This window comes from Agromyces sp. H66 (genome assembly GCF_004959775.1).
In the GTDB taxonomy this organism is placed as follows: Bacteria; Actinomycetota; Actinomycetes; order Actinomycetales; family Microbacteriaceae; genus Agromyces.
Genome location: NZ_SJZG01000006.1, coordinates 1 through 12,259 on the forward strand (window position 1 = coordinate 1; position 12,259 = coordinate 12,259).

Annotated in this window: 13 protein-coding genes; 6 read left to right on the plus strand and 7 right to left on the minus strand. The window is 73.8% G+C overall.

Annotated elements, in window-relative coordinates; genetic code table 11:
- The 3 genes from EZM51_RS11565 to EZM51_RS21090 all read right to left on the minus strand — a co-directional run.
- A partial coding sequence (locus EZM51_RS11565; RefSeq protein WP_136708430.1) for a DEAD/DEAH box helicase occupies window positions 1–1,290 on the minus strand: 1,290 nt, incomplete at its 3' end.
- A 228-nt stretch (window positions 1,291–1,518) separates the two neighbouring features.
- Complete coding sequence (locus EZM51_RS11570) at window positions 1,519–2,148, minus strand: DUF1684 domain-containing protein (RefSeq protein WP_248305619.1); 630 nt, start codon at window positions 2,146–2,148, stop codon at window positions 1,519–1,521.
- On the minus strand, window positions 2,145–2,684 hold the full coding sequence (locus EZM51_RS21090; RefSeq protein WP_248305620.1) for a hypothetical protein: 540 nt from the start codon (window positions 2,682–2,684) through the stop codon (window positions 2,145–2,147). Before EZM51_RS21090 ends, EZM51_RS11570 begins: the two co-directional genes overlap by 4 nt.
- Window positions 2,685–2,791: 107 nt before the next feature.
- On the opposite strand from EZM51_RS21090, the gene EZM51_RS11580 reads away from it, so the two are divergent.
- Window positions 2,792–4,057, plus strand: coding sequence for a hypothetical protein (locus EZM51_RS11580; RefSeq protein WP_136708432.1), 1,266 nt, complete (start codon window positions 2,792–2,794; stop codon window positions 4,055–4,057).
- A gap of 81 nt (window positions 4,058–4,138) precedes the next feature.
- The gene (locus EZM51_RS11585) at window positions 4,139–4,744 is read left to right on the plus strand and encodes a 2-phosphosulfolactate phosphatase (RefSeq protein WP_136708433.1); all 606 of its coding nucleotides are present in this window, start codon (window positions 4,139–4,141) and stop codon (window positions 4,742–4,744) included.
- A 24-nt stretch (window positions 4,745–4,768) separates the two neighbouring features.
- On the opposite strand, the gene EZM51_RS11590 is transcribed toward EZM51_RS11585, so the two are convergent.
- The 3 genes from EZM51_RS11590 to EZM51_RS11600 form a co-directional block, all read right to left on the minus strand.
- The gene (locus EZM51_RS11590) at window positions 4,769–5,386 is read right to left on the minus strand and encodes a CGNR zinc finger domain-containing protein (protein ID WP_136708434.1); all 618 of its coding nucleotides are present in this window, start codon (window positions 5,384–5,386) and stop codon (window positions 4,769–4,771) included.
- Window positions 5,387–5,479: 93 nt separating this feature from the next.
- Complete coding sequence (locus EZM51_RS11595; protein ID WP_136708435.1) at window positions 5,480–5,977, minus strand: SprT-like domain-containing protein; 498 nt, start codon at window positions 5,975–5,977, stop codon at window positions 5,480–5,482.
- A 68-nt stretch (window positions 5,978–6,045) separates the two neighbouring features.
- Window positions 6,046–7,233, minus strand: coding sequence for a PQQ-dependent sugar dehydrogenase (locus tag EZM51_RS11600; RefSeq protein ID WP_136708436.1), 1,188 nt, complete (start codon window positions 7,231–7,233; stop codon window positions 6,046–6,048).
- A 49-nt stretch (window positions 7,234–7,282) separates the two neighbouring features.
- On the opposite strand from EZM51_RS11600, the gene EZM51_RS11605 reads away from it, so the two are divergent.
- The 4 genes from EZM51_RS11605 to EZM51_RS11620 all read left to right on the plus strand — a co-directional run bounded on the left by EZM51_RS11605 (window position 7,283) and on the right by EZM51_RS11620 (window position 11,267).
- Complete coding sequence (locus EZM51_RS11605; protein WP_211195895.1) at window positions 7,283–8,044, plus strand: 5-oxoprolinase subunit PxpA; 762 nt, start codon at window positions 7,283–7,285, stop codon at window positions 8,042–8,044.
- Complete coding sequence (locus tag EZM51_RS11610; protein WP_136708437.1) at window positions 8,041–8,688, plus strand: allophanate hydrolase subunit 1; 648 nt, start codon at window positions 8,041–8,043, stop codon at window positions 8,686–8,688. The genes EZM51_RS11605 and EZM51_RS11610 overlap by 4 nt, the downstream gene beginning before the upstream one ends.
- Window positions 8,685–9,545 (plus strand): biotin-dependent carboxyltransferase family protein, encoded by an 861-nt coding sequence (locus EZM51_RS11615; RefSeq protein WP_136708438.1) that lies wholly within the window; start codon window positions 8,685–8,687, stop codon window positions 9,543–9,545. Before EZM51_RS11610 ends, EZM51_RS11615 begins: the two co-directional genes overlap by 4 nt.
- Before the next feature lie 84 nt (window positions 9,546–9,629).
- Window positions 9,630–11,267 carry a family 10 glycosylhydrolase gene (locus EZM51_RS11620; protein ID WP_136708439.1) on the plus strand — a complete coding sequence of 546 codons (1,638 nt, stop codon included), beginning with the start codon at window positions 9,630–9,632 and terminating at the stop codon, window positions 11,265–11,267.
- 113 nt (window positions 11,268–11,380) lie between these two features.
- Here the strand turns inward: EZM51_RS11620 and EZM51_RS11625 are convergent, their stop codons facing one another.
- Window positions 11,381–12,241 (minus strand): fused MFS/spermidine synthase, encoded by an 861-nt coding sequence (locus tag EZM51_RS11625; RefSeq protein WP_136708440.1) that lies wholly within the window; start codon window positions 12,239–12,241, stop codon window positions 11,381–11,383.
- Window positions 12,242–12,259 lie beyond the last annotated feature (18 nt).

Consider the following 12,259-nt stretch of genomic DNA (forward strand, 5'->3'; position numbering starts at 1 on the left):
ACGTGCGCCGCCCGGCTCGCCCTCGGCACGCGCAGCGCGCTTGCGCTGCGCGTTGGCGCCCTGCGACCGGCCGCCGCCCTGCGGCTGCACGGCCCTGGGCGCGGGCTTCACGTGGGGGGCCACCTCGCCGACGAGCGCGGCAACGGCGGGCGACGCGGCGGTCACGCGCTGCGGCGTCACCGTGATGGCGGCCCTGCGGAGGAGCGTCTTCAGGTCGTGCTTCTGCGCGGGCAGGCAGATCGTGACGACGTCGCCCTCGCTGCCGGCGCGCGCGGTGCGGCCCGAGCGGTGCAGGTACGCCTTGTGCTCCATGGGCGGGTCGACGTGGATGACGAGCTCCACGTTGTCGACGTGCACGCCGCGCGCCGCGACATCCGTGGCCACCAGCACCTTGACCGAACCGTCGCCGAACGCGGCGAGGTTGCGGTCGCGCTGCGGCTGCGACAGGTTGCCGTGCAGGTCGACCGCGGGGATGCCCTGCTCGGTGAGCTTCTTCGCGAGCTTCTTGGCGTGGTGCTTGGTGCGCATGAAGAGGATGCGCCGGCCGGTGCCCGAGGCGAGGGTGCGCACGAGTTCGTTCTTCTGGTCGACGTCGTCGATCTCGAACACGTGGTGGGTCATCGCGGCGACGGGGGAGTTCGCCTCGTCGACCGAGTGCCGCACCTCGTTCTGCAGGTAGCGCTTGACGAGCTTGTCCACGCCGTTGTCGAGCGTGGCCGAGAACAGCATGCGCTGGCCGCCCTGCGGCGTCTTGTCCATGATGCGCGTGACGACCGGCAGGAAGCCGAGGTCGGCCATGTGGTCGGCCTCGTCGAGCACGGTGATCTCGATGGCGTCGAGGTGCAGGAACCCCTGCTTCATGAGGTCTTCGAGGCGGCCGGGGGTGGCCACGACGATGTCGACGCCGGCGCGGAGGGCCGCGACCTGGCGGGTCTGGTTGATGCCGCCGAAGATGGTGGTGACCTTCAGGTCGTACGCGGCCGCGAGCGGCTCGAAGGTCTGGCTGATCTGCGTCGCGAGCTCGCGCGTCGGGGCGAGCACCAGGCCGAGGGGGCGGCCCGCGCGTCGCCGGCCGCCGGCGAGCGAGGTGCCGAGGCGCGCGACCATGGGCAGCGCGAAGGCGATGGTCTTGCCCGAGCCGGTCTTGCCGCGGCCGAGCACGTCGCGTCCGGCGAGCGTGTCGGGCAGCGTGTCGACCTGGATCGGGAACGCGGTGGTCTTGCCGTCGGCGGCGAGGGCCGCGACGAGGGGAGCGGGCACGCCGAGCGCGCCGAAGGTGATGTCGGTCATGTTGCCTTTCCGGCAGGGATCCATCGTTGTCGAGCAGGCCGCTGGGCAGCCGTATCGAGACCTGACGATGGGACGTTGGCGAAGACGCCGGTCGGCGCATCCGTTCGCCGTATGAGTCATCGGGCGCCCTCGTGAGAGGCCCTGCCCGGAAGCGTTTCTACGACGCAGGCGGCGCGTTCATCGCGCTCGCCGGTGTCCACTGTAGCGGATGCCCCTGAGGGAATGCCGTCAGCGCGGCATCCGCTCGCCGACGGGGATCTCGTCGGCCAGGGTGTTGCCCGGCTGCGCGAGCGGGCACGACCACGACGGGTCGTACGCGCACGACGGGTTGTAGGCGAAGTTGAAGTCGATCACGAGCGAGTCGACGAGCGCGCCCGGACCGAGGTCGGCGCCCTTCACCGTGTCGAGCAGGTACCGCCCGCCGCCGTACGTGCCGCCGCGGCGGCCGGCGAGCCCGTCCTTCACGGGAAGGAAGAGGCCGCCGCCGTAGCCCGTGAGCCGCCACACGTCGAGCATGCCGAGGCCGGGCACCCGCACCGTGCCCACGAGCGAGAACGGGATCGGGCCGTCGGTGGCGCTGTCGACCATGATGCGCACCGGCTCACCGGGCCGGTGCACCTCGAGCTCGAACCGCCAGTCGGGGTCGTACCGCGCGACCGTGAGGCCCGTGAACCCGGCCCGGTCGTCGGGGAGGAGCGGGGATTGCGGATGTCCCGCGAAGAGCTCGTCGCGCCCCGAGACCCAGAGCTCGTGGCCGGCCGCCGGGTCGTGCACGCTGAGCTGCCGCACGCCCGCGTACAGTCCGAACACCCGTCGGCGCCAGTCCGCGAGCTGGAGCGAGCCGATCGAGTCGCTCACGCGGCCACCGCCCCAGCGGTCGACTCGGCGTCGGCGGCTCGGGCATCCGCGCTGCCCGGCGGGTCGTACGACCAGCCGGGCGCGAGCTGTCGCAGCCGCATGCCCCGCCACTGCCAGAACGCCCAGGTCGGATACCATGCCACCACGTCGAGCGCACCGGCGTGCGCGAGCAGCTGGTCGCGATACAGGGTTCGGCCGTCGGGCAGCGGCGACACCGCCATCCGATGGTCCCATCGGTCGAAGATCGCGAGCGGCCCGGTGACGGCGCCGCCCGCATCGCGGAGCATGCGCACACCCGTGGGCAGGCCACCCGGGTAGCTCACGTCGACGAGCTCCTCGCCCGCGGGGAAGCGGCGGAACGCGAGCGCGCGCACCCGATGTCGTCCCTCGGGCCAGACGGTCGGCAGTCCCCCGTCCTCGAGCGAGGAGAAGTCGAGCCACGGGGCCACGACCTCGCGCAGCACGGCCGGGCTCCGGAGCGCCCGCCACGCGGCATCCGGCGAGCAATCGAGCGTGAGTTTCAGGAGCACCCGCATGTGCCGAGGGTAGGACGACCGGATGCCGCTGCCAAGCGTGACGGCCGGATTCACGGGCGGCGTGGATGCCCAGCCGCGATGCAGGCCCACGGCCTAAACTCCCCCACATGGCCGACGGTCTGTGGTGGTTGCCCTCCTTCGTCGTCTTCGGTGCGGCGAGCATCGCCCTCGTCGGCGGGGCCATGGGGCTGCGGCGGCTGGGTGCCCGCCGCGAGCGGACCGCGATCGATGCCGGTCGCGAGCTCGAGGTGCGCGCGAAGGGGCTCATCGTGCAGACGGATACCGCGGTGCGCGAGGCCGACCGCGAGGTGGCGTTCGCCGAGGCGCAGTTCGGTGCCGCCGTGGCGCGCGACGTGCGCGAGGCGCTCGAGACGGCGCGGGCGCGGCTGCGCGAGGCCTTCCTCCTGCAGCAGCGGCTCGACGACGCCGAGACCGACACCGCCGCCGAGCGACGCAGCTGGTCGACGCGCATCGTCGACCTGTGCGAATCGGCCCTCGCTCGGATCGGCGAGGCGGATGCCGCGCTCGGCGCCCGTCGCCGGGCCGAACGCGGGGCCGGCCACGGCATGCCGGCGCTCCGCGAGGATGCCGAGCGCCTGGATCGCCGCCGGAACGAGGCGGTCGCGGCGCTCGGCAGGCTGGCCACGCGCTTCTCGCCGCCCGCGCTCGCGGTCGCGCACGGAGCCGCGGCCCGCGTGGACTCTGCGCTCGCCGGGGCCACGGCATCGCTCGACGAGGCCGAACGGCGGCTCGCGAACTCCGAGCCCGCGGCCGACCTGCTGGGCATGGCCGCTGATGCGCTCGCTCGCGCCGAGCGAGACCTCGACGACGTCGAGGGCGTCGAGCTCGTGCTCGCGACGGCGCAGGCGGACGCCGCCGAATCCGCTGCGGCGCTCGACGCCGAGCTGGAGGCGGCCCGACGGGAGCGCGACGGCCAGGAGGATGCCACGGCGCAGGCGCAGCTCGGCACCGCGATCGGCGAGGCTTCCGCGGTGCTGGCCTCCAGGGCGGCGCAGGCGGGCGACCCGTTCGCCGACCGCGACCGGTTGCGTGCGGCCCGCGACCGGCTGGAGGTCGCCCGGGCGGCGGCGCGGAACGCGCAGGGCCGGCTCGACGGGGCGCGTGGCGCCCTCGGCGGTGCGATCGCCATCGCCGAGAGCCAGCTGCGCGTGGCGCGTGCCGCGATCGAACGCGGCGGCCCCCGTATCGGCGCCGACGCCCGGACGCGGCTCGCCGAGGCCGAGCGCCAGCTCGTCATCGCTCGCCAGGAACCCGATCCCGTCGCGGCGCTGGACGCCGCCCGCCGGGCCGCATCGCGCGCGAGCGACGCCGAGGCGCTCGCGACGTACGACGCCATGGGCGGCGGCCGGTAGCGTCGCGGTGGCGTCGTCTCGGTTCGTCACGAACGGATGCCCCGGCTGCATGCCGCGCGGTCGCGGCGCTAGCCTGTCGCGGTGAGCGATTCGACGACGCCCTTCGGGCAGGCGAAGTACCAGGTCCGATTCGACTGGGGTGCCGTGGGCGCCGAGCGCATCGTCCCGGGCGCGCACGTGGTCGTGCTCGTCGACGCGCTCTCGTTCACGACGACGGTCGTCGTGGCCGCGGAGCGGTCCGATGAGACGCCCGTGGGGGAGGCATCCGTCGTCGTCGATGCGGTGCTCGCCGCCGGCGGCCACCCGCTCGTGCTCGCGGCGTCGCTCCGCAATCGCACGGCCGTCGCCGAGCGGGTGCTCGCCCACCAGGAGGAGCGCGGCGAGCGCATGATCGTCGCCATCGTCGCCGTGGGCGACGCCGACCGACTCCCCATCGAGGACCAGCTCACCGCCGGTGCCGTCGTGGACGCGCTCGTCGGGGTCGGTATCGACCACACGTCGCCCGAGGCGGCGGTCGCATCCGCGGCGTTCGAGAGCCTGCGGCGCGCCGTCGTGCACCTGATCGGCGCCTCGGGCAGCGGCGTCGAGCTCACGGCGGTGGGCCGCGCGGCCGAGGTGCGCCTCGCCACGCAGCTCGACGCGACGCGCGTGGTGCCCGAGCTGCACGACGGCGCGTTCCGCGCGTAGGCGGGGCGTGCGCCGACGGCGTGCTCAGGCCGCGGGCTCGACCGCCCGGCGGGCGCGAGCACGGTGCGCGCGCACCTTCGCCCGGTTGCCGCAGCGCTGCATCGAGCACCACCGGCGGGTCGCGGCGCGCGACGTGTCGAGGTAGACGATCTCGCAGTCGCTGCCGCTGCACTCGCGGATGCGCCCGTGGTTGGCGGGGTCGAACAGGTCGACCGCGTCGCGCGCGATGGTGGACAGCGCCTGCGCGACGGTCTGCACCGAACGACCGGCCTGACGGGAGCCGCCGGCGAGCACCGGCGGGATGTCGGGCGTCGCCGCGTAGAGGTTGACGAGGTCGATGTCGCTCGTGCGCAGCGTCTCGTCGTGCGCGGACGCCTGCGCCATGCGGCCGATGGCGTCGCGCAGCGAGATCGCGTCGAACAGGTCGCGCGAGCGGGCGCTGCCGACGGCGACCGGGAAGCGGTCGTGCAGCCACGACGAGAGGTCGTCGGGGGCGTGCAGCCGCTCCCACGCGGGGTTGCCGCCGATGGCCCCCGTGTACGCGAAGTCGAGGGCGAACGAGCCCGAGTCGAACCACCATCGCACGCCTTCCGCGGAGGTGAACCACTGTCCGACGGGGATGGACACGGTGGAGACGGGCATGCAACCATCCTAGCCGGTTACGGGCGTCGCGTTCGCGCACTCCGACGCCTCGCATGCGCCGAACGGCATGCGCGGGCGGCCCTGCCGGCGGGGTCAGCCGGCCGCCGCGCTGGCGGCCCGCCGCCGCACCGCCGCGGTGATCTCGCGATACCGCCACACGATGAGGTTCGCCCGATCGAAGCCGCGCCGGCACAGGCCGCAGCTCAGGGGACGATTGGGTTCACGGTAGCGGAAATGCTCGTGGCCTGCCGGACACCTGCCGACCCAGGGCGCGAGTTCGTGCGCGACCTCGCCGTCGTGCGTGCGCTCGCCGACGTAGCCGAGGTCGGCCGCGATCGTCGCCCATCGCGGGCCGTGCCCGGCACGCGCACCCGCGATGGCATGCGCGACCTCGTGCAGCAGGATCTGGTGGATCTCGTCGTCGTCGTAGCGCGCGGCCAGGTATCGCGACACCGAGATGCGCTTGGCCGTGTAGTTGCAGAGCCCCGCGCGCTTCTTCGCATTGTCGAACCCGAAGCTCCAGACCTCGGCGTCGAGGTGCAGCACGATGAGGGCCTCCGCCCACCGCCGAACCCGCTGCAGATCCGCCATGGGATGAGGATAGACCCGCCCACCGACGCGTGGGAGGGGCCGGTGGCCCCCGAACGGGGGAGCATCGGCTAGGCCGGATCCAGCCGGATCCTGAAGAGCCGGTCGTCGCCGGGACCGGGAGATCCGCGTCCGTCGGTGTTGTTCGAGACGAACCACAGTTCGCCGTCGGGGCCGGGGACGACGTCGCGAAGCCGCCCGAACTCGTTCTCGAACCAGGCCGTCGCTGCGAGCTCGCCGCCCGCGGTCGCCGGGGCGACGGACCACAGCCGCGCGCCGCGCAGCGCCGCGAGGAAGAGCGTGTCGCCCGCGATCGCCAGGCCGCTCGGGCTCGCCTCCGAGGTCGGCCATTGCAGCACCGGGTCGACGAACCGGTCGTCGCCCGCCTGTCCTTCCACCACCGGCCACCCGTAGTTCGCGCCGCGTTCGATGCGATTGAGCTCGTCCCACGCGTTCTGCCCGAACTCCGACGCCCACATGCCGCCGGAGGCATCCCACGCGATGCCCTGCGGGTTCCGGTGCCCGTACGACCAGGTGCGGTTGCCGAACGGGTTGCCGGGCGCCGGCTGCCCCTCGGGCGTCATCCGCAGGATCTTGCCCGACAGCGAGGCGACGTCCTGGGCCGCGTCCCGGTTCCCGGCGTCGCCCGACGTGGCGTAGAGGAACCCGTCGGGTCCGAACGCGATGCGACCGCCGTTGTGATTGCCCGCCTTGGGGATGCCGGTGAGCACGTCCTCGGGCGCCCCGAGGCCGAGCGAGCCCGGAACGCCCGTGAGCGGCGTCCGCACGATCCGGTTGTCGGATGCCGCGGTGAGGTACGCGTACACGTACGCGGGTCGGTCCCCGTCGCCCGCGAGGAAGGCGAGCCCGAGCAACCCGCCCTCGCCACCCGGCACGACGCCCGGCACGGTCGCCGCCACCCGGGTCCCGCCGTCGGCGAGCACCTCGACGATGTCGGCCGTATCCCGCTCGCTCACGAGCACGCCGCCCGTCGGCAGCTGCAGGATCGACCACGGCACGTCGAGCCCGTCGGCGATCACCTCGGGTGCGCCCGCCGGCAGCAGCACCGGAGGCGGCACCACGGGGCCCGCGGCGGGAGAGGACGCCGGGGGCGAGGGCAGCGGCAGCGGCGTCGGGTCGGGCGCGGGCTGCGGGCCGCAGGCGGTGAGGGCGGCGGCCACCGCGAGGGCCGCGACGGATGCCGCCACCCGGTGGGGTGCGCGACGTCGCGCGTTGCTCGTGCTCGTCGCGTGCGGCATCCGACCCCTCCCGTCACCAGTGTGCGTCGTGCGGCGGCAGAATGGGAACATGCGGCCTGCGATCGACCTGAACAGCGACCTCGGGGAGTCGTTCGGTGCGTGGCGCGTCGGCGACGACGAGGCGATGTTCGGGGTGATCACGAGTGCGAACATCGCATGCGGGTACCACGCCGGCGATCCGGTGACCATGTCGTCGAGCGTCCGCCTCGCGGTGCGGCACGGCGTCGCGCTCGGTGCGCACCCCGGCTACCGCGACCGGGTCGGCTTCGGACGTCGGGCGCTCGACACCTCGCCTGCCGAGATCGCCGCCGAGTTCCTCGCGCAGCTCGGCGCGCTCGATGCCATCGCGCGCGGAGCGGGCATCCGGGTGCGGTACGTGAAGGCGCACGGTGCGCTCTACCACCGGCTCGCCGCCGACGAGGAGGCCGCGCACGCGTTCGCCGAGGCGCTCGCCGGGTACGACGCGGCCCTGCCGATCCTCGGCCCGCCGTTCAGCGCGCTCGAGCGGGCGGCGCTGGTCACGGGCCTCCGATACGCGCGGGAGGCGTTCGTCGACCGCGGCTACGTCGCCGACGGCTCGCTCGTGCCGCGCGGCGAGCTCGGCGCGGTCGTCGACGATCCGGCCGCCGCGGCCGACCGTGCGCTCGAGCTCGCCGAGACGGGCGGCATCACCGCCGACGACGGCAGCCGCGTCGAGCTCGGGCCCGACTCGCTCTGCATGCACGGCGACACGCCCGGCGCCGTCGAGCTGGCCCGTGCCGTGCGGGTCGCGCTCGAGTCGGCCGGCGTCGAGATCCGGTCGTTCGCATGAGCCGGCGCCTCCTGCCGAGCGGCGACGCGGCGCTCCTCGTCGAATGCGACAGCCTCGATGAGGTGCTCGCGCTGCACGACGCGCTCGAGGCCGCCCTTCGGCAGGCCCAGGGGCCGGAGGGGATCGTCGAGCTCGTGCCCGCGGCGCGCACGATCCTCGTGGCGATCGACCCCGCGGTGATCCCGCTCGAGTCCGCCGCGACGTGGGTGCGCCGCATCCCGGCCGAGGCCGGTTCGCGCACCGCGGGCGCCAACGCCGCACCGGTGACGATCCCCGTGGCCTACGACGGCGACGACCTCGCCGCCACGGCGGCGCTCCTCGCGATCTCGACCGAGGCGCTCGTCGCCCGCCATGTCGAGGCCGAATGGCGCGTGGCGTTCGTCGGCTTCGCACCGGGCTTCGGCTACCTCGTGAGCGACGACTGGCCGTTCGAGGTGCCGAGGCTCGGCGCCCCGCGAACGCGCGTGCCGCCGGGGGCGGTGGCCCTCGCGGGCGCGTTCGGCGGGGTGTATCCCAGGCCGAGCCCCGGCGGGTGGCGGCTCATCGGCCGCACCTCCGCCGACCTCTGGAATCCCGAGGCCGACCCGCCGGCGCTGCTCGCACCCGGCCGACGGGTGCGCTTCGAGGCGGTCGACGCGGGATGACCCGCCTCGTCGTCGAGCAACCGGGCACGCTGGCCCTCGTGGAAGACCTCGGGCGACCGGGGTTCGCTCGGCTCGGCGTCGCGGCATCCGGTGCCCTCGACCGCGGCGCCCTCGCGCTGGCGAACCGCCTCGTCGGCAACCCCGACGGCGCGGCCGCGCTCGAGCTGCTCGTCGGCGGGTTCCGGGCCCGGTTCGAGGGTGAGGCGTGGTTCGCCGTGACCGGCGCGTGGGGCGGCATCAGCCTCGACGGGAGGCCGATCGCGCCGTACTCCGCCGCCCGTGCGCGCGACGGCTCGGTGCTCGAGGTGCGCGTGGCCGAGCGCGGCATCCGCTACCTGCTCGCCGTGCGCGGCGGACTCGACGTGCCCGCGGTGCTCGGCTCGCGCTCGCGCGACACGCTCGCCGGCATCGGCCCCGAGCCCGTGCGGTCGGGCGACGTGCTGGAGGTCGGACCGGAGCCCGCGGCATCCGTGCCCGTGGTGGACGTCGACGTCGCGTTTCCGCCGCCGGCGGGCGCGGTGACGCTCTCGTTGCGGCCCGGGCCACGGGTGGACTGGTTCACGGATGCCGCGCGGCGGGCCCTCTTCGAGACCGAGTGGCGCCTCTCGGAGCAGGCCGATCGCATCGGCGCGAGGCTCGTGGGACCGGCGCTCGAGCGACACCGCGACGGGGAGCTCGAGAGCGAGGCGACCGTGCCGGGCTCGATCCAGGTGGCGGGTGGCGGACAGCCGACGATCCTCCTGGCCGACCGGCCCGTGACCGGCGGCTATCCGGTCATCGCGATCGTGGCGCCGGGTTCCCTCGACGCGGTCGCGCAGCTGCGGCCGGGGCAGGCGGTGCGGTTCCGGCACGCGTGATGCGGTGGTCGTGGAAGCAACTCTTCACAAGATGGGAATTCTCTGGAAGTATCTTCCGAAACGACCGAATTCGGAGGATCGACGATGCCCCTCGACCGCACGCCGCACGACCCAGCCGCCTCGCCCGCGCTCGACCGCCGCGGATTCATCACCCTCGCCGTCGCGGGCGCCGCCGCGTCGGCGTTCACCGTGACCATCGGCTCGCTCGTCCCCACCCCGGCGTTCGGCGCGACCACCGGGACGACGGCCGCCTCGGCCTTCTCGCCCCGGAAGCGAGAGCTCCGCGCCATGTGGATCACGTCGGTCGTCAACATCGACTGGCCGAGCCGCACCGGGCTCGAGGCCGCCGACCAGCAGGCGGAGTTCCTGCACTGGCTCGACGTGGCCGAGCAGTTCAACCTCAACGCCGTGTTCGTGCAGGTGCGACCGACGGCCGACGCGTTCTGGCCGAGCCCGCTCGAGCCATGGTCGCAGTACCTCACCGGCGTGCAGGGGCAGGACCCGGGCTACGACCCGCTCGCGTTCATCGTCGAGGAGGCGCACCGCCGCAACCTCGAGCTGCACGCGTGGTACAACCCGTACCGCGTCTCGATGCAGGCCGACCCGTCGAAGCTCGTGCCCGAGCACCCGGCCCGCATGCACCCCGAATGGATCTGGCCCTACGGCGGCAAGCTCTACTTCGACCCAGGACTTCCCGAGGCGCAGGAGCACATCCAGCAGGCCATCCTGCACTCGGTCGAGCACTACGACCTCGACGGCGTGCACTTCGACGACTACTTCTACCCCTACCCGGTCGGCGGGCAGTCGATTCCGGATGCCGCGACCTACGCCGCGCACGGTGCGGGCTACGACGACATCGCCGCCTGGCGCCGCCACAACGTCGACACCTTCGTGCGGTCGGTCTCCGAGCGCATCAAGGCGCTCAAGCCGTGGGTGAAGTTCGGCATCAGCCCGTTCGGCATCTGGCGGAACCGGTCCACCGATCCGCTCGGCTCCGAGACCGGCGGTTCGCAGTCGTACGACCTCCAGTTCGCCGACACGCGCAAGTGGGTGCTCGAGGGCTGGCTCGACTACATCAACCCGCAGATCTACTGGCAGTTCGGGCTCGCCGTGGCCGACTACGCGAAGCTCGTGCCGTGGTGGGCCGACGTGGCCGCGGCATCCGGCACCCACCTCTACATCGGCGAGGCGCTCTACAAGGTGACCTCGGGGGTCTTCACCGACCCCGCCGAGCTCTCGAACCACCTCGCGTTCGACCGCGAGATCGACCAGGCGCAGGCGCCCGTGCACGGCAACGTGTACTTCTCGGCCAAGCACGTGCCGGCCGATCCGAAGGGGTCGATGTCGCTCGTGCGCGCCGACCACTACGCGCACCCGGCGATCGTGCCCGCCATGCCGTGGCTGCCGGCCACGCCCGTGCAGCCGCCCGTGCTGGCGCGCGCCGAGCACGTCGCCGGCGGCGTCGAGGTGCAGTGGTCGGATGCCGCGCAGCCCGACCGTCGGGCGACGTCGTTCGCCGTCTACCGGGTCGACGGACGCGTCGACGCGATCGACGTCGAGGATGCCGCGAACCTCGTGGCCACGCGCCGCGCGGAACCGGGCGTCGTGCAGCGGTTCCTCGACACCGCGGCGGAGCCGGGACGCGAGTACACCTACGCGGTGACGGCGCTCGACCGCGTCTGGAACGAGAGCGCGCCGGGCGGAGTCCGCACCACGGAGTGAGGGTTCGCCCGTCGACTCGTCGCCTCGACACCTCCCGCGAGTGTTGACGTTCGGCCCGATCCCAACGTGCGGAACGACGTCATTCGGCGCCGGGCGTTATCACTCGCGGACGATCAGGCGCCGGGCTTCGACAGGAAGACCGAGCGTGCGGGCGGCGGGGAGGGCACGGCCGTGGCATCCGTCACCACCGGCGCACCCGCGATGAACCGGCGGAGCTCGTCGCCGTCGACGAGCTTCGCCGGGGCGGGATCGCTCGCGAGGCGACGCGGAAGCTCATCGAACGGCAGCTCGTCGTTCGACGCGTACATGACGATGTTGCCGAACCGCCGGCCCTTCAGCATCGCCGTGTCGGCCGCGATCGCCACGTGCCCGAAGACGTGGCCGAGCGTCGCCGCCTGCGGCCGCGCGAAGCCGAGGCCGGCGCCGTCGGCGACGTTCACCGCGACGATGCCGCCCGGTGCGAGTCGCGGCGCGATGAGCTCGTAGAACTCGACGCTCGTGACGTGCGCGGGCGTTCGCGCGCCCGAGAAGATGTCGACCACGACGATGTCGACGGCGCCGTCGAGGCCGTGCGGCAGCTTCCGCAGCACCTCGCGGGCATCGCCGTGCCGCACCCGCACCTGCGCACCGCGCGGAAGCGGCAGGTGCTCGCGCACGAGGTCGACGAGGTCGCTCTCGAGCTCGATCACCTGCTGCCGTGAGCCGGACCGCGTGGCCGCGACGTAGCGGGGCAGCGTGAGCGCCCCGCCGCCGAGGTGCACGGCCGTGATCGGCTGGCCCGCGGGACGCACCAGATCGATCGCGTGGCCGATGCGCCGCACGTACTCGAAGCCGAGCCAGTCGGGCCGGTCGAGCTCGACGTGCGACTGCGGCGTGCCGTCGACGTAGAGCGTCCACGATCCGGGCGCCTGCCGGGACTCCTCGAGCCGGGCGAGGTGCCCGCTCACGGCGAGGCGGCGTTCGAGGTCTGACACGGATGCCACGCTACCCGC